The 22,010-nt window shown below is 73.3% G+C and carries 21 protein-coding genes; 12 read left to right on the top strand and 9 right to left on the bottom strand.

What is annotated here, in order from left to right:
- The first annotated feature begins 29 nt into the window (after positions 1-29).
- From ACZZ97_RS02280 to ACZZ97_RS02250, 7 genes are all read left to right on the top strand, one after another.
- Complete coding sequence (locus tag ACZZ97_RS02280; RefSeq protein ID WP_463472164.1) at positions 30-1,181, top strand: hypothetical protein; 1,152 nt, start codon at positions 30-32, stop codon at positions 1,179-1,181.
- Positions 1,178-1,873, top strand: a complete 696-nt coding sequence (locus tag ACZZ97_RS02275) for a bifunctional 4-hydroxy-2-oxoglutarate aldolase/2-dehydro-3-deoxy-phosphogluconate aldolase (protein ID WP_463472163.1) — start codon at positions 1,178-1,180, stop codon at positions 1,871-1,873. Before ACZZ97_RS02280 ends, ACZZ97_RS02275 begins: the two co-directional genes overlap by 4 nt.
- Entirely contained in the window at positions 1,870-2,925 is a 1,056-nt protein-coding gene (locus tag ACZZ97_RS02270; RefSeq protein WP_463472162.1) for a sugar kinase, read from the top strand. The genes ACZZ97_RS02275 and ACZZ97_RS02270 overlap by 4 nt, the downstream gene beginning before the upstream one ends.
- A 114-nt stretch (positions 2,926-3,039) precedes the next feature.
- On the top strand, positions 3,040-3,675 hold the full coding sequence (locus ACZZ97_RS02265; protein WP_463472161.1) for an MOSC domain-containing protein: 636 nt from the start codon (positions 3,040-3,042) through the stop codon (positions 3,673-3,675).
- 249 nt (positions 3,676-3,924) lie between these two features.
- Positions 3,925-4,515, top strand: a complete 591-nt coding sequence (locus ACZZ97_RS02260) for a PadR family transcriptional regulator (RefSeq protein ID WP_314102230.1) — start codon at positions 3,925-3,927, stop codon at positions 4,513-4,515.
- Positions 4,516-4,593: 78 nt separating this feature from the next.
- The gene (locus tag ACZZ97_RS02255; protein ID WP_463472160.1) at positions 4,594-6,153 is read left to right on the top strand and encodes an MFS transporter; all 1,560 of its coding nucleotides are present in this window, start codon (positions 4,594-4,596) and stop codon (positions 6,151-6,153) included.
- A 290-nt stretch (positions 6,154-6,443) separates the two neighbouring features.
- Positions 6,444-7,586 (top strand): acyltransferase family protein, encoded by a 1,143-nt coding sequence (locus tag ACZZ97_RS02250; protein WP_463472159.1) that lies wholly within the window; start codon positions 6,444-6,446, stop codon positions 7,584-7,586.
- Between the two features lie 119 nt (positions 7,587-7,705).
- On the opposite strand, the gene ACZZ97_RS02245 is transcribed toward ACZZ97_RS02250, so the two are convergent.
- Together ACZZ97_RS02245 and ACZZ97_RS02240 are read right to left on the bottom strand one after the other, a co-directional pair.
- Positions 7,706-8,575 carry an ADP-dependent NAD(P)H-hydrate dehydratase gene (locus ACZZ97_RS02245; protein WP_463472158.1) on the bottom strand — a complete coding sequence of 290 codons (870 nt, stop codon included), beginning with the start codon at positions 8,573-8,575 and terminating at the stop codon, positions 7,706-7,708.
- Positions 8,559-9,326, bottom strand: a complete 768-nt coding sequence (locus tag ACZZ97_RS02240) for a histidine phosphatase family protein (RefSeq protein ID WP_463472157.1) — start codon at positions 9,324-9,326, stop codon at positions 8,559-8,561. The genes ACZZ97_RS02245 and ACZZ97_RS02240 overlap by 17 nt, the downstream gene beginning before the upstream one ends.
- Positions 9,327-9,482: 156 nt before the next feature.
- On the opposite strand from ACZZ97_RS02240, the gene ACZZ97_RS02235 reads away from it, so the two are divergent.
- Positions 9,483-9,836, top strand: coding sequence for an MmcQ/YjbR family DNA-binding protein (locus ACZZ97_RS02235; RefSeq protein ID WP_463472156.1), 354 nt, complete (start codon positions 9,483-9,485; stop codon positions 9,834-9,836).
- Between the two features lie 193 nt (positions 9,837-10,029).
- Here ACZZ97_RS02235 and epsC read toward each other — a convergent pair whose 3' ends face one another.
- From epsC to ACZZ97_RS02210, 5 genes are all read right to left on the bottom strand, one after another.
- Positions 10,030-10,581 (bottom strand): serine O-acetyltransferase EpsC, encoded by a 552-nt coding sequence (gene epsC / locus ACZZ97_RS02230; RefSeq protein WP_463472155.1) that lies wholly within the window; start codon positions 10,579-10,581, stop codon positions 10,030-10,032.
- A gap of 1 nt (position 10,582) precedes the next feature.
- Positions 10,583-11,521 (bottom strand): cysteine synthase A, encoded by a 939-nt coding sequence (gene cysK, locus ACZZ97_RS02225; RefSeq protein WP_463472154.1) that lies wholly within the window; start codon positions 11,519-11,521, stop codon positions 10,583-10,585.
- Positions 11,522-11,978: 457 nt separating this feature from the next.
- Positions 11,979-13,685 carry an FAD-binding oxidoreductase gene (locus tag ACZZ97_RS02220; protein WP_369878173.1) on the bottom strand — a complete coding sequence of 569 codons (1,707 nt, stop codon included), beginning with the start codon at positions 13,683-13,685 and terminating at the stop codon, positions 11,979-11,981.
- Positions 13,682-14,695, bottom strand: coding sequence for a lysophospholipid acyltransferase family protein (locus ACZZ97_RS02215; RefSeq protein ID WP_463472153.1), 1,014 nt, complete (start codon positions 14,693-14,695; stop codon positions 13,682-13,684). Before ACZZ97_RS02215 ends, ACZZ97_RS02220 begins: the two co-directional genes overlap by 4 nt.
- A 2-nt stretch (positions 14,696-14,697) precedes the next feature.
- Positions 14,698-15,531: an SDR family NAD(P)-dependent oxidoreductase gene (locus ACZZ97_RS02210; protein ID WP_463472152.1), complete on the bottom strand. Its 834-nt coding sequence runs from the start codon at positions 15,529-15,531 to the stop codon at positions 14,698-14,700.
- An 86-nt stretch (positions 15,532-15,617) separates the two neighbouring features.
- Between ACZZ97_RS02210 and ACZZ97_RS02205 the strand changes: the two genes are divergently transcribed.
- From ACZZ97_RS02205 to ACZZ97_RS02190, 4 genes are all read left to right on the top strand, one after another.
- Entirely contained in the window at positions 15,618-16,439 is an 822-nt protein-coding gene (locus tag ACZZ97_RS02205; protein ID WP_314102400.1) for a hypothetical protein, read from the top strand.
- Positions 16,436-18,856, top strand: coding sequence for an SDR family oxidoreductase (locus ACZZ97_RS02200; RefSeq protein WP_463472151.1), 2,421 nt, complete (start codon positions 16,436-16,438; stop codon positions 18,854-18,856). The genes ACZZ97_RS02205 and ACZZ97_RS02200 overlap by 4 nt, the downstream gene beginning before the upstream one ends.
- 23 nt (positions 18,857-18,879) lie before the next feature.
- Complete coding sequence (locus ACZZ97_RS02195; protein ID WP_123546824.1) at positions 18,880-19,707, top strand: ferritin family protein; 828 nt, start codon at positions 18,880-18,882, stop codon at positions 19,705-19,707.
- Positions 19,708-19,828: 121 nt separating this feature from the next.
- Positions 19,829-20,176, top strand: coding sequence for a helix-turn-helix domain-containing protein (locus ACZZ97_RS02190; protein WP_123546825.1), 348 nt, complete (start codon positions 19,829-19,831; stop codon positions 20,174-20,176).
- A gap of 58 nt (positions 20,177-20,234) precedes the next feature.
- On the opposite strand, the gene ACZZ97_RS02185 is transcribed toward ACZZ97_RS02190, so the two are convergent.
- Together ACZZ97_RS02185 and ACZZ97_RS02180 are read right to left on the bottom strand one after the other, a co-directional pair.
- The gene (locus tag ACZZ97_RS02185) at positions 20,235-20,576 is read right to left on the bottom strand and encodes a biopolymer transporter Tol (RefSeq protein WP_463472150.1); all 342 of its coding nucleotides are present in this window, start codon (positions 20,574-20,576) and stop codon (positions 20,235-20,237) included.
- Between the two features lie 179 nt (positions 20,577-20,755).
- Positions 20,756-21,964, bottom strand: a complete 1,209-nt coding sequence (locus tag ACZZ97_RS02180) for a GAF domain-containing protein (protein ID WP_463472149.1) — start codon at positions 21,962-21,964, stop codon at positions 20,756-20,758.
- Positions 21,965-22,010: the final 46 nt, after the last annotated feature.

Raw genomic sequence — 22,010 nt, 5'->3', positions numbered from 1 at the left:
GAGAGCGGACGCCGCGCGACAGTGTCGGCATGCACACCAGCACCCTCACCGACATCGTCGGCGACGCCGGGGGCTTCGCCACCCGCCAGCAGCTCCGCCGGGCCGGCGCTACGGATCGCGACCTCACCAGGGCCGTGCGGTCGGGCGACCTCCATCGGCCGCGCCTCGGCTGGTACAGCAACCTGCCCCTCGACGACGACCGCGTCACGGCGGTCCGGGTCGGCGGGCGGCTGACGGGCGCCTCCGCACTGTTCCACCTCGGCGGTTGGATGTGGGATCGTCCAGAGACGGTCTGCGTCTCCGTCCCGCCCCACGCCGCGCGGCTCCGTCGGTGTCGACGATCACGGGTCGTGTGGGATCCGGTCGAAGTCCGCAAGCGAGGCGGCGTGGCCGTCGTCTCGATCGCGGACGCCCTCGTCCGCGCAGTCCTCGAGGAGGACTTCGAGATCGCGGTCGCGCTCTGCGACTGGGCCCTCCACCAGGCGCGCCTCTCGGACGCCGAGTTCTCCGGGGTCCTCGCCCGTCTGCCCGCCGATGCCCGCGGCATCGCCGACTGGGTCGACGCCGACAGCGAGAGCATCCTCGAGAGCGTCGTGCGCACGCGGCTCCGGCGGGCGGGCTTCCACGTCACCTCGCAGGTGCCCGTCGGCTTCGGCCGCCACACCGACCTGGTCGTGAACGGTGTGCTCGGAGTCGAGACGGACGGGCGCAAGTGGCACGCCGACCGGTTCGACGCCGACGTGAGCAAGGACATGGCGACCTTCATCCGCCGGCGGATCCCCGTGCACCTCAGCTACGACCTGATCACGGAGCACTGGGACGTCGTCCTGGCCGCGATCGAGGCGGCGGTCCTGATGCACCGTGACGGGACGGCTGCCGGGCCCGTTCCCGCGACGCGCACGCGCGTCCGCGACGACCTGTCGACCGGACGGACACCAGGTCCGGGCCGAGGGCGGGACGACGCGCCCGGACGCCGGTCGACGCACGGACGCTCGCGACCTGGCCGACGGTGGCGCCTGCCACGTCGTCGGCCCGACGAGGCACACCACAGCTGGTCCCGCCGCCGAGAGCTCGCCCAGCGGCACCGAGCTCAGGCCCGGGCCCCGCGCGGGTCAGCCTTCTCCCGTGCCTCGAGTCATACTGGTCATGACCACCGCACCGGCGCGAAGGACTCACGATGACCGTCAGCAGCACGTCCACGGCCGCTCAGGCCCTGACCGGCCCGAGAGGCCGGACGCCCGCCTCAGCTGCTCTCCGAGGATCGCGCGTCATCGCCGTGCTCCGCGCGCCCACGGCCGGGGAGCTCGAGCCCGTGGTCGAAGCCCTCGTCCGCGGAGGCATCCAGAGCATCGAGCTGACGCTCACGACGCCAGGTGTCCTGGCCGTGCTGCCCGAGCTCGCCCGGCGCTTCGCCGACGCGGCCGAGATCGGCGTGGGGACCGTCACCACGGTCGAGCAGGGCCTTTCCGCCGTCGACCACGGCGCCTCCTACATCGTGACGCCGATCACGTCGCCGGCCATCGCCGCCGCGATCACGAGCTGCGGCGTGCCCTTCTACCCCGGTGGCCTCACGCCGACCGAGCTCTGGTCGAGCTGGGCGTCGGGCGCAACCGCGGTCAAGCTCTTCCCTGCCTCGACGGTGGGGCCCGGCTACCTGGGGCAGCTGCGCGGCCCCTTCCCCGAGCTGGAGGTCGTGCCGTCAGGCGGCATCGAGCTCGACGACGTCCCGGCATGGATCCGCGCGGGCTCCCTCGCCGTGAGCCTCGGCGGTCCGCTCCTGCGTGACGCGTTCGCCGGAGGCGCTGCGAGCGCCCTCGAGGAGCGTGCACGCCGCGTCGTCGGGCTGGCCCACGAGGCCGGGGAGGCGCGGTGACGGACGCGACCGCCACCTCCTCGAGCTCGACCAGGCGACCACGGGTCGTCACGCTCGGCGAGACCATGGGGCTGCTCTCGAACGCGGAGCCGGGGCCGCTCGCCCACGCGAGCACGATGCAGCTCGGCATCGGCGGCTCGGAGTCCAACGTCGCCATCGGCCTGAGCAGGCTCGGCGTGGACGTGACCTGGTTCGGCCGAGTGGGCGACGACTCCGTCGGCCGTCTCGTCGCTCGGGAGATCCGCGCCGAGGGCGTCGACGCCCGGGTCACGATCGACGACGGCGCGGCGACCGGCCTGATGATCAAGGAACGTCGGACCTCGACCTCGCAGAACGTCACCTACTACCGGGCCGGGAGCGCCGGATCGCGTCTGTCGGCCGACGACCTCGACGAGGCGGCCATCGCCTCGGCGGACGTGCTGCACGTGACCGGCATCACGCCGGCGCTCTCCGGCTCAGCGGCGCAGGCGGTCCGCCGAGCCGCCGACGTCGCCCGTGAGGCGGGGGTCCTGGTGTCGTTCGACGTCAACTACCGGCGTGCCCTGTGGTCGACGGACGACGCCGCGACGTTCTGCCGGGAGTTCGCAGCCGGCTGCGACGTGCTGTTCGCCGGAGAGGACGAAGCCGCGATGCTGCTCGGACCGGCCGCCTCGGCGTCGTTCGCGACCGACGCCGCCGCCGGTTCCCCGTCCGATGCCGCTGCCGCTGCCGCTGCCGCTGCCGCTGCCGCTGCACTGGCTCGCGGCCTCGCCGAGCTCGGTCCGCGGCAGGCCGTGGTCAAGTGCGGTGCGGCCGGTGCCGTGGCGATGGTCGACGGCCAGCTCGTCACGCAGGAGGCCGTGCCGATCGTCGCCCACGACACGGTCGGGGCCGGAGACGCGTTCGTCGCGGGCTACCTCGCGGAGCTCGCAGCCGGGAACGACGCACCGACCCGCCTGCAGACCGCCGTGACGGTCGGGGCGTTCGTCTGCCTGGCAGCCGGGGACTGGGAGGGCCTGCCCCGACGGTCCGAGCTGGGGCTGCTCCACGCCCGCGAGGCAGTCACGCGCTGACGAACGTCGACACGGTCGCAGGCCCGGAGGCACGCCGCCGCCGCGCCGTGTCTCGCGCGCCCGCCGTGCGCTGTCCGCCTTGTCGAGGGTCGTGGTCTCGGGCACGATGGCCCCATGCCCCACGTCACCGCGATCTGCCGCGTCCACGCTCTGCTCGACGACTCCGGCAGCGTCGGCGTGACCGCGATCGACAAGCGACCGGTCGCGGGGCCGGTGCCCGTCCGCAAGCTCGGCCTGAGGGGTGACGTCCAGGCCAGTCGTGCCCACCACGGCGGCGAGGACAAGGCCGTGTACGCCTTCGCGGACGAGGACGCCGACCACTTCGCCGACCTCCTCGGCCGTGAGGTGCTTCCCGGCTCGTTCGGCGAGAACCTCCGCACGTCGGGCCTCGACGTCACCGGCGCCGTCATCGGCGAGCGGTGGGCCGTCGGCGAGCGTCTCGTCCTCGAGGTGACCATGCCGCGGACTCCGTGCGCCACGTTCGCGCGTCGACTCGGCGAACGGGGCTGGGTACGGCGGTTCCAGGATGAGGGCAGGCCCGGCGCCTACCTCAAGGTGGTCGTCGGCGGCGAGGTCTCGGCGGGCGACGACCTCCGGGTCGTCTCGCGCCCCGGGCACGGCGTCACCATCGGCGAGTGCTTCGCCGGGCTCGCTGCCGAGCGCGCGGCGCTGCTGTTGAGCGATCAGGAGTCGCCGTCGCTCGCGCCCGTGATGCGCGACGTCGCCGAGCTCGCCGCTTCCCGCGCCTGAGTCCTCGACAGCGCGGCGGCGGCTGCGTCAGCGGTTCCGCTCGCGGCGTCGGCGTCGGCGGCGTCGGGGGCCGGGGGCGGAGCGCCGGGAGCCCGGTCTTCGGCGCGTCCGGCCTGCTCGACGCCTGAGGGCGCCCGCAGTGACCCCGCAGTGACCCCGCAGTGACCTCGCAGTGACCCCGCAGTGACCCCGAGTTGCGTGAACTGCATTTTATTTGACACGAACGACTACTCGTGCGAGAGTACCTCGGTGTCCTCCATCCGCCTCTTCGTGCTCGACTCGTTCGCACGCCACGGTGAGATGCACGGGCACCAGCTCAAGCTCCAGGCCGAGCAGGAACACGTCCACCAGTGGACCGACATCTCGGTCGGCGGGCTGTACGGCGCCCTCAAGCGCCTCGCCGCCGAGGGCCTGCTCGCCCCCGTCCGCACCGAGCGCGAGGGCAACTTCCCCGAGCGACAGGTCTGGGCGATCACCGACGACGGCCGCACGGCCCTCGCCGACTCCCGCCGGCACGCGCTCGAGACCGTCGTGCTGCGGCCCGACCCCTTCGACCTCGCGCTGACCCGCGTCGACCCCGATGCCATCGACGACCTGATCGACACGGTCCACGAACGCCGCCGAGCGGTCCGTCGCCTCCTCGACGACGAGATCGAGCACCACCGTCGCGCCAGCCCCTGGCTCTCCGTCGCCGAGAAGCACGCGATGGCGCACCGAGAGCACCGGCTCCGCGCCGAGCTCGACTGGCACGACACGCTCGTGGACGCGCTCCCCGAGATCGTCGCCGACGAGGAGGCGGGGGCCAGGCACGCACTGACCCCCGGCTCCCCCGGTCGGTAGCGACCGCCTCCTCGACTCCCGTCTCCCTCTTCCGGCCACCCGCCGGGCACCCGCCCCTGCCCCCTGAAAGGCACTTCCATGACCGACGCCACCGCCCGGGCAGCCGCCCCGGCGCCCGCCATTCCCCGCCAGTCGTGGCTCGCCCTGTCGGCGCTGCTGCTCGGCATGTTCATCGCCCTGCTGGACACGACGATCGTCAACGTCGCGCTGCCGACGATCAGGACGAACCTCGACGCCTCCGAGTCGACCCTCTCCTGGATCATCTCGGGATACGCGCTGGCCTTCGGACTGACGCTCATCCCGGCCGGCCGCATCGGTGACCGCATCGGGCACAAGTGGGTCTACTTCTCCGGTGTGCTGCTCTTCACGCTCGCGAGCCTCGCCTGCGGCGTGGCCACGAGCGACCACCAGCTCGTCGTGTTCCGCGTCGTGCAGGGGCTCGCGGGCGGCATCTTCGTGCCGGCCGTGACGGCGTTCATCCAGCTGCTGTTCCCGGGGCGGTCGCGCGGCAAGGCCTTCGCCATCATGGGAGCCGTCATCGGCGTCTCGTCGGCCCTCGGTCCGATCATCGGAGGACTGCTCATCCAGGCGTTCGGCGACGAGCACGGCTGGCGTCTCGTGTTCTTCGTGAACCTGCCCCTCGGCATCATCACGCTGATCGCGGCCGCCGTGCTGCTCCCCCGTCGTGACGAGTCCGTGCCTCGCCCGGACCGCGGGCTCGACTGGTTCGGCCTGCTGCTCGTGTCGGCGGCCTTCGTCGCGCTGCTCGTCCCGCTCATCCAGGGGCAGGACGAGGGCTGGCCCCTCTGGACCTACCTGAGCATCGCCGGCGGCCTCGTGCTGCTCGTGCTGTTCGGGCTGTGGGAGGTGGCCTACACCCGCCGAGGACGCACGCCGCTGGTGCCCCCGAAGCTGTTCTCCCACCCGCAGTTCACAGGCGGAGTCGTCTTGGCCCTGGTCTACTTCGCGGCCTTCACGAGCATCTTCTTCACGATCTCGCTGCTCTGGCAGTCGGGTCTCGGGAACAGCGCCCTCGCCTCCGGCGCCGTCGCCATCCCGTTCGCGGTCGGCAGCATCATCTCGTCGTCGCAGAGCAACCAGCTCGCCCAGAAGCTCGGCCGCAACGTGCTCGTGCTCGGCACGGCGCTCGTCACGATCGGGCTCGGAGCGATGTGGATCATCCTCCTCGTCGTCGAGCCGGCCGACCTCACCAACTGGATCCTGCTGGTCCCCCTCCTGGTGGCCGGCCTCGGGAACGGCTTCTTCATCGCCCCGAACGTGCAGTTCATCGTGGCCACGGTCGACCCGCAGGACGCCGGCTCGGCCAGCGCCGTGATCTCCGCGATCCAGCGCATCGGCTCGGCCGTGGGCATCGCCATCATCGGCAGCGTGCTCTTCGGGTCGCTGCCCGGCGGCCGCGAGCTGGCGACGGCGGCTGGTCGCGCCGCGGGCTTCACGGACGCCTCCGCCGCGGCCATGGGCGTCAGCGCGGCGTTCGCGCTCGTCGCCTTCGCGCTGGTGTTCGCCCTGCCTCGACGAGTGGGCCACGGCCGGCCCGCCGGAGCCGGCGACGGCAGCAGCTCCCGTCAGGAGACCCGCGACGGCTCGGGCGCACACGCCGAGGCTCCCTCGGCCTGACGGTCACGCGAGGTCCGCGCCTCGCAGCGCCCTCGGACAGGGCGTCGACGACTCAGGAGTCGCCGACGCCCTGTCGCCGTCCCGGCACGCTCCCTGCCCGCTCTCGCCACCGCCTCCTGAATCGTCGACGCGCTCGACGCGCTCGACGCGCCTGCCCCCTCGCCGCGCTCGACGCGCTCGACGCGCCTGCCCCCTCGACGCGCACGACGCGCCTGTCCGCCCCGCGCACCTCGCCGCCCCGGGGTGACCGCACCCGGGCAGATCGGAGGTCCGGCAGGCAGACTGGCCCGATGCCCCTCGCCTCTCCGACGACATCGACGCGCCGCGACCGCGTTCTGCCGCTCGACGGCCTGCGCACGGTCGCCATCGCGTTCGTGGTGCTCTACCACCTGCACGTGCCCGGCTTCGGCAGCGGATTCGTGGGCGTCAACGTCTTCTTCGTGCTCTCCGGCTACCTCATCACGACGCTGCTCCTCGGCGAGCACGCCCGCACGGGCCGAATCCGCCTGGGCCGCTTCTGGGTGAGGCGCATCCTGCGCCTCTACCCGACGCTGCTCACCGTGGTGGTCGTCGGCGCCGCCCTGTGGTGGCTGATCGGCGACTACCAGGGCTCGACCATGAGCGCCCTCGGCGCTGCCGCGGTCGCGCTCACCTACACGGGCAACGTCGCCCGCTCGTTCTTCGGCGAGTCGCAGGGCGTCTTCTCGCCCATGTGGAGCCTCTCGATGGAGGAGCAGTTCTACATCGTCTGGCCGCCCCTCCTCATGCTCCTCATCGCGGTCGTCGCCACCCGCCGGGTCATGGTCGCCGTGCTCGGCGCACTCGTCGTGGCCTCCGTGGTGGCGTCGGGCTTCCTCTTCGAGGCACCCGGGGGCGGGTCCACGCCCGACATCTACTTCAGCCCGGTGCTGAACGTGGCTCCCCTGCTGCTCGGCTGCGGGCTGGCGCTCGTCATGGGCTCCGAGAAGGGGCAGGCGCTCTTCCGCGGAGGCCTCGGCAGCGCCGCCACCTGGGTCGGCCTCGCCGGTGTCGTCGGCTCCCTGGCGGTGATCGGCAGCGGCTGGCAGCAGAGCGTCACGACGTTCACGGTGATGTTGCCCGGCGTGGCGATCGCGTCGGCACTGCTGATCGGCGGCCTGGTCTCCCGGCCGTCGCTCCCCGCCCGGGTGCTCTCGCTCAGCCCCGTGGCCTGGTTCGGCCGGGCTCTCTCGTACCCGATCTACCTGTGGCACGTCGTCTTCATCGCGCTGATCACCCCCGTCGTCCCCGGTGCGCTCGGCGTCGTGGCCGTGATCGCCGCGTCCGTCGTGACGGCGTACCTCTCGCACCGCTTCGTCGAGGGCCCTGCCCTCCGTCTCAAGGACCGGCTCGGCACGTCCGCCAAGGAGGCGCGGAGCGCGACACCGGCAGAGCGCGAGCTGACGAACGCCTGACGGGCGCGAACACGGCGGCGGCCGCGGCCGCCGTCTGGGCTCCCCATCCAGCCGCTCCACGACGCGGCGCCGGCGACGACGACACGCGACCCGGCGTGGCCTGACGCGCGTTCCTCGGCCTAGGAGCCGACCTCGACGAGCACGCGCGGCAGCTCCGTGAGCAGCTCGCTCGCGAGGAACCCGAGGGGCCCCACTCCGACGGCCAGCCGGTCGCCCGCCGACGAGTGGGCGTGGGTCGCCCACGTCGCGGCCTGTGCCGGCGTGGCCCCGCGGGCGGCGAGCCCCGCCACGGCCCCTGCGAGGACGTCCCCGCTGCCCGAGGTGCCCAGGCCGACGTGGCCGGCACCCGAGCGCAGGAGCCGCCCGTCCGGGGACGCGACCAGGCTCTGGCAGGCGACCACCGCCTCCCACCGGGCTGCGATCTCGAGCAGGTCGCTCGGCAGGTCGTCCACGTCTCGGTCGAGCAGCCGGCCGGCCTCGCTCGTGTTCGGGGTCATGACCAGTCGGCCGCGCAGCCGGTCGACCGCACCCCCGCAGCGCGGCAGCACCCCGAGGGCGAACGCGTCGAGGACGACCACCGTCTCGTCCCCCACGAGGTCAGGCAGGAGGCGCACCAGGGCCTCGGCCTCGTCGGCGTCGTCGAGCCCCGACCCGGCGAGCACGGCGTCGGCGCCCTGCAGGTCCTCGGCCGCGGCCCCCAGCGAAGAGCCGACCACATGCCCCTCCGGGGTCTCGCCCAGGGGAACGACGCCCGCCTCTGGCAGGGCCACCGCGACGTGCGGGGCGACCGAGCCGGCGACGGCGAGCGTGAGACGACCCGCGCCGACGCGCAGCGCTGCGAGCGCGCCGAGCATCGCTGCACCGGGCGTGCGCGCTGCTCCGCCCACGACGACGACCTGCCCTCGCGAGTACTTGCCGTCGCCGGCGGTCGGGAGGGGCCAGTCGCGCAGCAGCTCGGGGGTGATGACGTGCTCAGTGCGGTCGGACATCGCGGTCTCCTTCGTGGACGGTGACGGGTGCGTCCTGCTCGGCCAGGTGGTCGACGTCCGCGAAGCGGTCGAGGGTCCACCAGGAGGCGCCCGCCTCGCGGCGCAGGGTGGTCACGGAGGCGTTCGTGACGGTGTTGCCGCGGGCGAACTCGAGCAGGTCCTCCTCGCTCATCCCGGTGCAGACGTAGACGACGAGCATGATGACGGCATCGTGCGCGGTGAGCACGACGCGCTGGGTGTCGGTCTCGTCGGCCAGGTCGTCGAGGTCGCGGAGCACCGAGCGGACGCGGAGGGCCACGTCGGCCCAGGACTCACCGCCGGGCGGACGATGGTAGAACTTGCCCAGCCGGTGTCGTCGCGCCGCCTCCTCGGGGCGCCGCACCTCGACCCCGCGACGGGTCAGCAGGTCGAGCACCCCGAGCTCGCGGTCGCGGAGTCGTTCGTCCACGCGGATCGTGGGGTCGAGACCGGCCTCGTCCGCCGCCGTCTCGATGGTCTGTCGGGCACGCAGGTAGGGCGAGCACCAGAAGGCGGTGCCGCTGCCTCCGTCGCCCCCGGCGACCGCGCCCGGGTCGAGGCCGTCGAGCCATGAGGCGAGCGCGCGCGCCTGTGCGATCCCCTTCTCGCTGAGGGGGACGTCGGCGTCGCGCTCGTCGACGTCGATCGTCTCGGAATCGGCTGCCTCGGCGGCCGTGGCGGCGACGTTCGCGGTGCTCTCGCCGTGGCGGACGAGGAGGAGTTCCCTGATCATGTCGACGACGGTAGGCGGTCGCGCGGCGTCGCGACCACCCGGCCGTGCCGTCGGCGGCTAGAGTGTCGAGACCTGGCCGGCGCCTCCTCGCCACGACCTGCGGCGCGTGGCATCCTGCGGCGCGTGGCATCCTGCGGCGCGTGGCATCCTGGGCCCGTGGCGACGACGACCGAGCAGGTGCAGGCGATCTGCGCCGAGCAGCCCTCTGCCGAGCTGACGTTCCCGTTCGGGCTCGAGATCGCCGTGTACAAGGTGCGCGGGAAGATCTTCGCCCTCGTGCCCGTCGACGCTGACCAGCCGTCCGTCTCGCTCAAGGCGGTGCCGGAGCACGCCGAGCAGCTGCGTGCCGAGCACCCCGAGATCACTCCGGGGTGGCACCTCGACAAACGGCACTGGATCACGCTCGACCTGTCGGGCGACCTGCCCGCGACGATGGTCGAGGACCTCGTGGGCAACTCGTACGACCGGGTGATCGCGGGCATGCCGAAGTCGCGGCGTCCCCTCGCGTAGGCGGCCGCCCGCGCGGCGCGGCGGTGCCGTCGCGCGTTGCTGCGACGGCGTCGACGGCGTCGAGGACTCAGGCGTCGACGACGACCTGTGCCGCCCAGCCCGGTCCCGAGTCCAGCGTCGACGCCAGCACCTGATTCCTCGACGCGGAGGCAGGGAGGCGGACGAGCGGCGGGCTAGTACCGGCAGCGCCGGGCTAGCCGCGTCGCGGCCGCGCGACGGCGGGCACGCCCACCGCGACCGACCCGGGCGGCACGTCGTGCGTGACGACCGCGCCCGCGCCGACGACGCTGTCGGCCCCGACGACGACCCCGCCGAGCACGGCCGCGCCCGCGCCGATCGTGACGCCGCGCTCGAGCGTCGGGTGCCGACGTCCGGCGACGCCGCGACCGCCCTTGCCCCCGAGAGTCACCCCGTGGAACAGCGTGCAGTCGTCGCCGACGACCGCCGTCTCGCCGACCACGGTCCCCATCCCGTGGTCGATGAACAGCCGTCGCCCGAGCACGGCGCCCGGGTGGATCTCCACCCCGGTCGCCGTCCGTGCGACCTGCGACAGCACCCGGGCGACGAACCGAGAGCCGAGGAGGCGCAGCACGCCTTCCGCACGCCACAGCCGACTGGTCAGGCGGTGCGCCCAGACCGCGTGCAGCCCCGAGTAGACGAGTGCCGTCTCGAGCCGTCCGCGGGCCGCGGGATCACGTCGCCGGACGGTGGCGAGGTCCTCGCGGAGCCGCGCGACCAGCCGCACGCTAGGCGTCCGCGAGGTCCTGGAACAGCACCGTCGAGAGGTAGCGCTCGCCCGTGTCGCAGACGATCGCGACGATGCGCTTGCCGGCGTTCTCGGGGCGGGCGGCGATCTCGAGGGCGGCGTGCACGATGGCTCCCGACGACATCCCGGAGAGGATGCCCTCCTTCGTGCCGAGGTCGCGCGCGACGCGGAGGGCGTCGTCGAGCTGCACGGGGAAGACCTCGTCGATCTGCGACCGGTCGAGCACCTCCGGCACGAAGTTCGCGCCGATGCCCTGGATCTTGTGCGGTCCGGCCTTGCCCTCGCTGAGCAGCGGCGAGTCGGCGGGCTCGACGGCGACGACCTTCACGCCCGGCACCTCCTCGTGGAGCACCTGGCCGACGCCCGTGATCGTGCCGCCGGTGCCGACGCCCGCGACGAAGAAGTCGACGGCCCCGTCGGTGTCACGGATGATCTCGCGCGCCGTCGTACGGCGGTGGATCTCGGCGTTCGCCTGCGTCTCGAACTGCTGGGCCCAGATGGCGCCCTCGGTCTCGTCGACGATCTGCTTCGCGCGCTCGACGGCGCCGCGCATGCCCTCGCTGCCCGGGGTCAGGACGACCTCGGCGCCGTACGCCTTGATCAGGGTGCGGCGCTCGACGCTCATGGTCTCGGGCATCGTGATCACGACGCGGTAGCCGCGGGCAGCGCCCACGAGGGCGAGGGCGATGCCGGTGTTGCCGCTCGACCCCTCGACGATCGTGCCGCCGGGCTGCAGCTGGCCCGATGCCTCGGCCGCGTCGACGATGGCGACGCCGAGACGGTCCTTGACGCTGGCGCCCGGGTTGTAGAACTCGAGCTTCACGACGACCTCGGCGCCGCCCGGCACCGCCAGGCGGTTGAGGCGCACGAGGGGCGTGTCGCCGAAGGCGGAGGTGATGTCGTCGTGGATGCCGGTCATGCGCGTCTCTTCCGTGAGGTGGGTCGGTACGTACGAACAGACCTCAGTGTAGGCAGCGAGCCTGCGCCGCCGCCCCAGATGACGCCCGACGGCCGTCCGTCGACGCGGCGGCTCGAGCGGGCGGTCGACGCGCCGGCGCGAGCTGGCCGTCGACGCGCCGGCGCGAGCGGGCCGTCGACGCGCCGGCGCGAGCGGGCCGTCGGTGCTGCGGCTCGGGCGGGCCGACGACGCGTCGACGGATCAGGAGACGGAGGAGGCGCGGCCTGTCCCGCCGAGGACGCAGCACCCCTGACGACGCCCGCGCCTGAGTCCCCGACACGAGTGCGCGACGCGGTAGCGCAGCCGCGCGGGAAGGCGGAGCGACAGCGCGACAGCGCGAAGGCGCGACAGCGCGACGCCCCGCCGCACACGAGGTGCGACGGGGCGCCGAGCCCGAGCGACGGGCGGACGACGCTGCCTACGCGCCGGTGACCTTGCCCGGGTTGAAGACGCGCCCCGGGTCGGCCGAGTCGAACAGCCCCTGCATGACGGCGACGCCCTCGGGCGAGACGTCCTGGGCCAGCCAGGGCTGGTGCTCCAGGCCGACGCCGTGGTGGTGCGACACGGTCGCGCCGGTGTCGATGAACGCCTGCTGGATGGCGTGCTTGACGACGTCGTACTCTGCCTCGGCCTGCTCGCCGTGCTCGAACGCGAACGTGAAGTAGAGGCACGCGCCCGAGTGGTACGAGTGCGACAGGTGGCCCATGATCCAGCCCTGGACGCCGATCTGGTCGAAGGCCTGGTTGGCGGCCGCGTAGACACGTGACGACACGGCGCGCAGCTTCGACCAGGGCGCGGCGGTCTCCGACACGTCGGCTGCGCCGCCGTGGTCCATGAAGAAGTCGCGCAGGTAGGGCGTGTCGAACTTCTTCTGGTCGTAGAGCTTGCCCGGGCCCTTGCCGACGCCCATGCCCTTGTTCGCCTTGACGATCTTGGCGACCGCCTTCTGGGTCTGGGCGACGTGCTCGGGGCTCCCCTCGTAGCCGATGAACGAGAGGCACATCGCGTCGACGTCCCAGCCCTTGGCCTTGAGCACCTTCGGCAGGGCGTCGTTGACGACCTTCGAGATGCCCGTGCTGGCCTTCGACGTGGCGAACGAGAACGCCGTCTCGTGCGCGTCCGAGACACGGGTCACCGACGGGCGGGCGTCGCTCTCGGCGATGGCCTGCATGGCGGCCAGGCCGTCGTGCCACGACGGGAACAGGTAGGCGAGGATCTCGCGCTTCTCGGGCAGGCGGTGCACCTGGGCGGTGACCTCGGTGATGACGCCGAGGCGCCCTTCCGAGCCGATGATCATCTCGCGCAGCGAGGGCCCGGTGGAGGCGCTCGGCACGGCGCGGATCGCGAGGACTCCCCCGGGGCGCACGACGCGCAGCCCCTTCGTGATGTCCGCGATGTCGCCGTACTTGTCGCTCTGCATGCCGGAGGAGCGGGTCGCGACCCAGCCCCCCATGGTCGAGTGGGTGAAGCTGTCGGGGAAGTGGCCGAGGGTCCAGCCGCGCGCGTTGAGCTGTTCTTCGAGGTCGGGGCCCTGGCCGCCGGCCTGGATGCGGGCGAGGCCGCCGTCCTCGTCGATGTCGAGCACCTTCGAGAGGCGGCCCATGTCGAGCGAGACCACGGTGCGCTCCTCGGTCGGCATCGGCTCGAGGCTGCCGACGATGTTGCTGCCGCCGCCGAAGGGGATGAGCACGACGTCGCTCGCGACGGCGAGGTCGACGATCTGCTGCACCTCGGCCTCGTCGGCGGGGTAGACCACCAGGTCGGGCACGCGCTCGAGGATGCCCGCGCGGATGCGGATCAGGTCGCGGATGCTCTTGCCGTAGGTGTGGACGACGCGGTCGTGGTCGCCCTGGTCGACGTGCTCCGGGCCGACGATCTGCACGAGCGAGTCGAGCACCTCGGCCGAGGCGCGCGAGGCGGGGACGGTCAGCTGGGCGAAGTCGAGCCCGGTGTCGTGCTGGCCCTGGGTCAGCTCGACGCCGACGATCTTCTTCACGAACGGGGCGAACCCGGGCTTGTCCTCGTGGTGGAACGCGACGCCCTCGACGCCCCAGCCCCACCACTTCATGTGGGCGACGCCGTGGTCGGCGGCCGTGGTCTGGGGCTTGTTCTGGACGTCGGTCACGGTCGTGCTCCTTCAGAGGGGTGTTCGGGGCCCAGGATGCGGGCGGTGTTCGCGTCCTTGAGACGCAGGATCTCGGCGCGGAGCCGAGCGGAGAAGTCGAGGGGCGTCTCGCCGGGATCGGGACGCATCGGGTCGCCGAACGCGACGCCGACGGGCAGCCGGCCGGGTCGCGGCCAGCTCGAGCCGCGCGGGTGCGCGATGTGCGCCCCGATCAGCGCGAGGGGGATGATCGGCACGTCGCAGGCGGCGGCGAGCGCCGCGGCACCGGGCTTGAAGGAGGCGACGGTGCCGTCCTTGGACCGCGTGCCCTCCGGGAACACCAGCACCGGGTAGCCGCGCTCGAGCAGCGAGCGGGCGCTGACGGTCGGCTGGCCGGCGCGGCGGCGGGCGGCGACCTTGGCTGCGGCCTTTCGGCGCGCCGCGGACGGGATCGCCGTCGCGCCCGTCGACGGGTGCGCGGCCGCGGCGGCTGCGGCGGCCACGGCCCCCGGCGCCTGGGGCGTCGGGGACCCGGGCGTGCCCGCCGGGGTCGCGGTCGACGACCCGCGCTGCACGGGGAACGCGTTGAAGAAGAGCTCGGTCAGCTTGCGGCGCCACGGCACGTCGAAGAAGTAGTCCGCGGCGGCGCCGGTGGCGAGGTACCGGGCGAGTCGCCGCGGCAGGGCGCCGAGGATGAGCGGCGCGTCGAGGTGGCTCGAGTGGTTGGCGACCACGATGAAGCCGCCCTCGACGCCCTTGAGCCGGTCGCGGTCGATGACGGTGACGCTCGTGATCGACCAGATCGTGGGCTTGAGGACGACGCGCTGGGCGACGTAGCGGGCCATCGCGTGGCCGCGCGAGCTGAAGCGGTCCTTGACGTCGACGGCGGCGCGGGCGACGGCGTCGCGACGCGGGCGAGCCGCGCGAGCGTCGGCGGACGACGACGACGAAGGAGACGACGACGCAGCAGACGAGGCGGACTCCGCCTCGGCGGCCTCCTGGGTCTCGTCGGGTCGGTCGTCGCGGGCCACCGTCACCGCTCCACCGGAGCGTCCGTGCCGGCAGCACCGCCGGCAGCACCGCCGGCAACAGCGTCCGCGGGCGCACGGCGGCTCGACGAGATCGCGCCGGACACGGCGCGCACGGCGCTGCCCGGGGCGTGCTTGACCAAGCCGATCAGCACCTTGTACCGAAGCGTGGGCATGGACACCACCTTGCCTCTCTCGACGTCGCGCAGGCACGCGGACACCAGTCGTTCGGCGCTGAGCCACATCGAGTTGGGTATGGACGACGACCGGATCCCGGCACGCTGATGGAACTCCGTGCGCACCCACCCCGGCTGCAGGACCGTGACGCCCACGCCGGTGCCCTTCAGCTCGACCGCGAGGCCCTCGCTGAACGAGTTGACCCACGCCTTGATCGACGAGTAGCTGCCCATCGCCATGAAGCCCGCGACGCTGCCCACGTTGACGATGTGGCCGGAGCCACGGAGGCGCATCGCGCGCCCCGCGGACGCCGAGAGCACCAGCACGCTCCGCACCATCACCTCGAACGCCCGGTCGTGCACGGCCGTGTCGGTGCTCGTCAGCGGCTCGTGCACGCCGAAGCCGGCGTTGTTGACGAGCAGGTCGACCGGACGGTCGACCTCGGCGAGCCTGGCGGCCACCCGGTCGACGTCGGCACGGTCGCCGAGGTCGGCGGAGAGCACCTCGACGTCGCGTCCGAGGGCCCTCAGCTCGAGGGCGGTCAGGTCGAGTCGGGCGGGGTCGCGGGCGACCAGGACGAGGTCCCAGCCGCGGGCGGCGAGTTGGCGGGCGAATTCGGCTCCGATGCCGGACGTGCCCCCGGTGACGAGCGCTGTTGCCATGCCGCTTACGATACGGTCTTGTCGGGAAACTGCGTGCATCGTGTCCCGTTCACCACCGCGATGAGGTCCCCCGGAGGAACACAGCCATGACGACCGATCGCGACCCCTACGACTCGAGCACCTTCGACATCCGCGAGTTCACCCTGACCGCCCAGGGCACGCTCCGCGCCGAGCTCGACCTGGCGCCCTTCGAGGCCGCGCCGCTCGGCCCGGACGAGCTCCGCCTCCTGCGCCACCTCGGCCGCCTCGAGAGCGCGACGATGGAGCACCTCCGCAACCTGCTCGTCACCGCCACGCACAAGGACGCCCGGGTCACCGCGTTCCTCGTCACCTGGGCCTTCGAGAAGTACTGGATCGCCGACGCGGTCGACGCCGTGCTCGAGGCGAACGGCGAGCCGCGCCTCAAGGACGTCGAGGAGGGGCCCCGCCGACACAGCCCCGGCGAGGCGGTCGAGCGGCGTGGCCCGATCACCCGCGCGATCGAGGCCATCGGCCGCGGCGTGCCCATCGTGGCCGTGCACATGACCACCGGCCTCGTCGACGAGTGGGTGATGCGGCACGCGTACGACGTCCTCGTCGAGCGCGCCGACAGTCCCGCGCTGACCGCGATCGTCGAGCGCCTCCGCACCGTCAAGGCGCGGCACGAGGAGTTCTTCGACGTCGAGGCACGCTGGCGCCTCGAGGACTCGGCCCGTGCCGTGAAGCAGACCCGCGCCTCCTTGTCGACGGCGGTCTGGCCGCTGGGCGCCGTCGAGCGCTCGGACGCCGAGCGCACCTTCTTCGACGCCGCGGTGTGGGGCGGCGCGGCCGGCCACCTGCGAGCGGACGCCGTCGGCGACCGCGTCGCCTCCCTGCCCGGACTCGACGCCTCCGTGGGCGCCGCCGTGACCCGAAAGCTCACCGCATGACCGCCCCTGCCCCCTCCTCCGTCCCCGGCTCGACCGTGACCAGCCTCGGCTCGGCGCACGTGCTCCTGACCGGCGGCACCGGCTTCGTCGGCCAGGCGATCCTCGAGCGGCTGCTGTCGTCGCACCCCGACACGACGGTCACGCTGCTCATCCGCCCGAAGGCCGGCACGTCGGCCCTGGCCCGCCTGCGGCACCTCCTCAAGAAGCCCGTGTTCGCGTCCTGGCGCGAGCGCGTCGGGGCGGACGAGGTCGAGCGCGCGCTGACCGAGCGGCTCCGGGTCGTCGAGAGCTCCCTCGGCTCGCTGCCGGCCCTGCCGGGCGACCTCGACGTCGTCATCCACAGCGCGTCGACGGTGTCGTTCGACCCGCCGATCGACCAGGCGTTCGACACGAACGTGGGCGGCGCCGTCGGTCTCTACGAGGCGCTGGTCGCGGCGGGCGGCGACCCGCACGTCGTCCACGTCTCGACGGCCTACGTCGGGGGCATCCGCAAGGGCGTCTTCCCCGAGGCGGCGCTCCGCCACGACGTCGACTGGCGCGCCGAGCACGCGGCCGCCCGCGACGCTCGTGCCCGCGTCGAGGCGGCGTCGCGCCAGCCCGAGACGCTCCGCGGGTTCCTGGCCGAGGGCCGGGCGGGCCACGGCAAGACCGGCCCGCAGGCGGTCGCGGCCGCAGCCGAGGAGGCGCGGGTCGCCTGGGTGGCCGCTCGTCTCGTCGACTACGGGCGCACCCGCGCCGAGACCCTCGGCTGGACCGACGTCTACACGCTGACCAAGGCCTTCGCCGAACGCGCCGCCGAGCAGATCTGGGCGGCCGAGGGCCACCGGCTGTCCGTCGTCCGCCCCGCGATCGTCGAGAGCGCACTTCGCCACCCCTACCCGGGCTGGATCGACGGCTTCAAGGTCGCCGACCCGCTGATCATGTCGTACGCCCGCGGCCTGCTGCCCGAGTTCCCCGGGGTGCCCGACAGCGTGCTCGACATCGTGCCGGTCGACTACGTGGTGAACGTGGTCCTGGCCGTCGCCGCGAACCCGGCCGGCGCCTCCTCGGCCTCTGCCGTCGACTCCGGTGCGGCCGGCGCCGTCGCGTCGGGCGCTGCGACCGACGGCGCGGCCTCGGCCCCGGCACCCGAGCCGCAGTACTTCCACGTCGCGTCGGGCAACAGCAACCCGTTCCCGATCCTGCGGATGTTCGACAACCTCAAGACGTTCTTCACGGCGAACCCGCTGCCGCGCGACGAGCACACGAGCATCCCCGTGCCGCACTGGAACTTCCCCGGCGTGCGCAAGGTGGAGGGCGCGATCCGGACCGCCCAGCGTGCGAACGACTGGCGCGAGCGCGTGCTCGTCCGCCTGCCCTCGACGACCCGCACCCGCACGGCCCTGACCGGCGTGCAGACGCGGCGGGCCGACCTCGAGTCGCTGCAGAGCCTCACCGACCTGTACCGGCACTACGTGCAGTCCGAGATCATCTTCGACGACCGCCGCACGCGCGCCCTGCACGACGGCCTCCCCGAGGAGGCGCCGGCCGACATCGGCTTCGACGTCACGGACATCGACTGGGAGGACTACTTCCAGACCGTGCACTTCCCGTCGATCACGGCGATGACGCGGGCGTTCTCGGTGCGTCCCGCCGCGGCCGGTGCCGTGCTCGACGCCCGGGCGCTGCCGCAGCGCACCGACGTCGTCGCCGTCTTCGACCTCGAGGGCACCGTGCTCGACTCGAACATCGTCGAGCAGTACCTCTGGGTGCGCTCGAACGGCTTCCGCAAGGCTGCCTGGCCCGCCGAGGTCGCGTCGCTGTTGACCGGGCTGCCCGCCTACCTGCGCGCCGAGGGGCGCGACCGCGGCGAGTTCATCCGGGCGTTCCTCCGCCGGTACGCCGGCATGCCCGTCTCGCGCCTGAAGGGCGTCGTCCGCTCGGCCGGCTACGCCGAGACGGTCCGCCGGCACACCCTGCCCGAGGCGCTCGCGCGCATCGCCGAGCACCGCGCCGCCGGCCACCGCACCGTGCTCGTCACGGGCTCGATCGGCACCCTGGCGACGCCCATCGCCCACCTCTTCGACGAGGTCGTCGCGAGCACGATGCACGAGCGCGACGGCGTCCTCACGGGCTACCTCGCCCAGCCGCCGCTCGTCGACGAGGCCCGTGCCGCGTGGCTCGCGCAGTGGGCCCTCGAAGAGGGAATCGACCTCTCGGGGTCGTACGGGTACGGTGACAGCCACGCCGACCTGGCGTGGCTCGAGATGCTCGGCAACCCGTCCGCCGTCAACCCCGACGCCAATCTCGCACGCGAGGCGCTCCGAAGAAGATGGAGCATCCGAGATTGGTCGCGTGCCCGCGGTTCGTCCGCGTCCGGAACATCGACGGCCCCCGCCGTCGGCACCACCTCGAAAGGAGAAGGAGACAGGGTCTGACGACCCGCGCCTCCTCACGCCACATGGCATTCGACATCGACAAGTTCGCCGCCACCAGCGAGCGCATCACCTGGGACGACCTCGACCTGGACCACTTCAAGGAGAACCCGCTCAGCCCGGACTCCCTCCGCACGCTGCGCTACATGGCCGACGTGGAGTACCACACGGTCTGCTACACCCGTGACCTGCTGACGACGCCCTCGCACAAGGAGGGCGACGTCTCGACCTTCATGACCATGTGGAACCGCGAGGAGTTCTGGCACGGCGAGGCCCTCGCCGCGATCCTCGAGGTGCACGGCGAGAAGGTCGACTACGACCAGCTGCGCGCGAACCGCCTGAAGCTCGGCTGGCGCGACAAGCTCGACCCCGTCAAGCAGGGTCTGCTCGGCAAGTTCGTCGGCTCGGACTTCGTGGCCGTGCACATGTCGTGGGGCGCCGCCAACGAGTACTCGGCCGTCGCCGCCTACAAGCGGATGGCCGCCCTCGAGAAGGACCCGGTGCTCGCCGAGCTGCTCGTGCGCATCGCCCGCCAGGAGTCGCGCCACGTCGCGTTCTACGTCTCGCAGGCCCGTGAGCGCCTGCTCAAGAGCAAGAAGGCACAGAAGCTGACCCGCTTCCTGCTGCAGAAGGTCTGGGCACCCGTCGGCTCGTCGATCATGGAGCTCGACGACGTGAAGTTCGTCTTCGGCCAGCTCATGAGCGGCGAGGAGGGCCGCAAGGCCGCCGAGAAGCTCGACGCCAACATCTCGAACCTGCCCGGCATGTCGGGGCTGACGATCTTCCAGAAGGCGCTCGACGGGCTCGGCGTCACGCACGGCCCCGCCGCGGGCGGCTCGGTCAGCGTCGCCTGACGACCCGTCCGGCACAGCTCCCTTCCTCGGCCGCAGGTCGTCCCGCCTCGGCGGGGCGGCCTGCGGCTCCGTTAGTCTGGGGCGGTCGGGCACCCGGCCGACCAGCGAGAGGCGACACCACGTGAAGACGAGCCACCTGAGGCACTTCCTCGTCGCGGCCGAGGTGCTGCACTTCCCCGTCGCGGCCGACAAGCTCGGCATCTCGCGGCAGAAGCTCGAGTCGTCGATCGAGGCGCTCGAGCTCGAGTTCGGGCAGAAGCTGTTCGACCGCGACGCCTCGCCCTACCGCCTGACCAAGGCGGGCCGCGCGGCCGTGGTCGTCGCCGAGGAGGAGCTGGCCAGCCCCTCGACACCGCCCGCGCCGCCTGCTCCCCCGGCCGGCGGCAAGGCCAAGGCGTCGAAGGGCAAGGGGCGAACCCCGGCGGTCAAGGGGCAGCCGAAGCCGTTCAAGAAGCGCCAGGGGCGCTAGGGGCAGCAGGGCGCCCGGGGGCGCCAGGGGCCACAGGAGCCATGGGGCGCCAGGGGCCCTAGCCGACCTCGCCGCCGCTCGCCTCCGCGAACCAGTCCGCGTACCGGGTGTTCTCGGCCATGCGGCGGGTCTCGTCCGGGGCGTCGTCGTCCCACCAGACCGGGCCCCGCTCGCCGAGCGCCGTCTTCGCGGCGTCGACCCGGGCCCGGGCGGCCTCGCGGGCCTCGGCGTCGTCGTCGTCCAGCGCGGTCTTCTTCGCGCGCCGCGCCTCCATCAGCTCGTGCACGAGCTCGGCCCGACGCTCCTCGGGCAGCGACGGGTCCGTGCGGCGCCAGAGGCGACCGCGGACGACGAGGTAGCGGCCGTCGGGCGTGACGAGGGGTGCGGGTGAGTCGGCCATGCGGCCAGTCTGCCGCGCCCCGCCGCGCCCCGTGCCGCCCTGCCGCGCCCCGCCCCGGATCCCACGTCGACGATTCAGGAGACGGCGTCGACGGCGGTCCCGAGGTCCGGGCACGGGCACGTTCGCGACGACGTCTCCTGAGACCTCGACGCGGGTCCCGGACGCGAGCCCTCAGGCGCTCAGCCGCCGACCGGCGCGACCCTCAGCTCGCGCTGCACCTGCAGGGCCAGCTCACGCAGCAGCACGAGGTCGACGCTCTCGGCGCTCCGCGGCTCGGCGTCGACGACGCAGAGGGCGCCGATCCGCACGCCGTCCGGGCTCTCGACGGGGTGCCCCGCGTAGAACCGCACGCTCGGGTGCGAGACGAAGCGGTCGTCGCGCCAGGCGTCGGGCACGACCATCGCGGTGCCGCTCCGCACGGTCTTCGAGCAGAAGGACGACGCGATGGGCACCTCCACCTGTGACGACCCGGCGACCGACTTGTTCCAGTGGCGCCCGTCGTCGATGAGCGAGAACGCGGCCCCCTGGGCGCCGAGCAGCACCCGCGCCCGCTCGACGATGTCGTCGAACCGCTTCTCGGCCGGCGTGTCGAGCAGCCCGAGGGCGCGGACGGCGGCGATGCGCGTCTCGTCGGTCTGGGGCGCCTCGCGGGCGGTCCGCGCGGTGCTCCCCGCGGCCAGGGCGGCGTCGACCAGCGGCGCGACCACGGCGGCGAGGGCCGCAGCCCAGGCCGGGTAGGGGACGGAGGTGCGGGCCGGCTCCCCGAGGCCCTCGGGCGCGGCGACGGGGCCGGGCGGGCACACCATCGACACCCGGGCCCTGGCAGCGCAGAGCCCCTCGGTCACGCGGTTGAGCTCGTCGGCGTGGGCGTCCACGACGCCGCCGCAGCGCAGGGCGAACTTCGGCACCGAGCTCGGCGGCTGGATGCCCGTCACGACGATCTCGCACGACGGGTCGACCTCCTCCTCGAGGGCGTCGAGCAGTGCCGCGAGCCCGGCGGCCCAGCGCGACCGCGGGACCAGCCGCAGGGCGTCGCTCACACCCAGCACGACGACGACCGCGTCGTAGCGCCCGAGGTCGCGACCCCGGACGAAGGAGGCGGCGGTCGCTACGGACACGTCGGCGTCGGCCAGCGCGTCGACGTCGGCGCCGCGGCCGGTCAGCGCCGACAGGGCGCGGGCCAGCGTGCCCGGCAGGGCGAGGTCGTGGCTGCGGACGCCCCAGCCGACGGCAGGACCGTTGCCCAGCACGAGCACGCGATCGGGATCGGTGCCGGGGGCGTGGCCGCTCGGGTGGTCGTCCGGACACGGCGTCGAGAGCAGCTCGTCGACGACGCGGTACCGCGCGCGGACCCAGGCCCGGACGAGAGGGAGGGGGAGGCGGCGCATGCGGGTACTCCGACCCGGACGACGGGCGTGATCGAGGGGGCCGGGG

The organism is Frigoribacterium sp. AC512 (genome assembly GCF_979258295.1).
The sequence above is the reverse complement of the archived record's forward strand: the minus strand, read 5'-3'. Positions and strand labels throughout refer to the sequence as shown.

Coding starts and splice junctions, on each gene's coding strand:
- ACZZ97_RS02280 (WP_463472164.1), top strand. CDS start 30: ATGCACACCAGCACCCTCACCGACATCGTCGGCGACGCCGGGGGCTTC.
- ACZZ97_RS02275 (WP_463472163.1), top strand. CDS start 1,178: ATGACCGTCAGCAGCACGTCCACGGCCGCTCAGGCCCTGACCGGCCCG.
- ACZZ97_RS02265 (WP_463472161.1), top strand. CDS start 3,040: ATGCCCCACGTCACCGCGATCTGCCGCGTCCACGCTCTGCTCGACGAC.
- ACZZ97_RS02255 (WP_463472160.1), top strand. CDS start 4,594: ATGACCGACGCCACCGCCCGGGCAGCCGCCCCGGCGCCCGCCATTCCC.
- ACZZ97_RS02250 (WP_463472159.1), top strand. CDS start 6,444: ATGCCCCTCGCCTCTCCGACGACATCGACGCGCCGCGACCGCGTTCTG.
- ACZZ97_RS02245 (WP_463472158.1), bottom strand. CDS start 8,575: ATGTCCGACCGCACTGAGCACGTCATCACCCCCGAGCTGCTGCGCGAC.
- ACZZ97_RS02240 (WP_463472157.1), bottom strand. CDS start 9,326: ATGATCAGGGAACTCCTCCTCGTCCGCCACGGCGAGAGCACCGCGAAC.
- cysK (WP_463472154.1), bottom strand. CDS start 11,521: ATGACCGGCATCCACGACGACATCACCTCCGCCTTCGGCGACACGCCC.
- ACZZ97_RS02210 (WP_463472152.1), bottom strand. CDS start 15,531: ATGGCAACAGCGCTCGTCACCGGGGGCACGTCCGGCATCGGAGCCGAA.
- ACZZ97_RS02205 (WP_314102400.1), top strand. CDS start 15,618: ATGACGACCGATCGCGACCCCTACGACTCGAGCACCTTCGACATCCGC.
- ACZZ97_RS02200 (WP_463472151.1), top strand. CDS start 16,436: ATGACCGCCCCTGCCCCCTCCTCCGTCCCCGGCTCGACCGTGACCAGC.
- ACZZ97_RS02195 (WP_123546824.1), top strand. CDS start 18,880: ATGGCATTCGACATCGACAAGTTCGCCGCCACCAGCGAGCGCATCACC.
- ACZZ97_RS02185 (WP_463472150.1), bottom strand. CDS start 20,576: ATGGCCGACTCACCCGCACCCCTCGTCACGCCCGACGGCCGCTACCTC.
- ACZZ97_RS02180 (WP_463472149.1), bottom strand. CDS start 21,964: ATGCGCCGCCTCCCCCTCCCTCTCGTCCGGGCCTGGGTCCGCGCGCGG.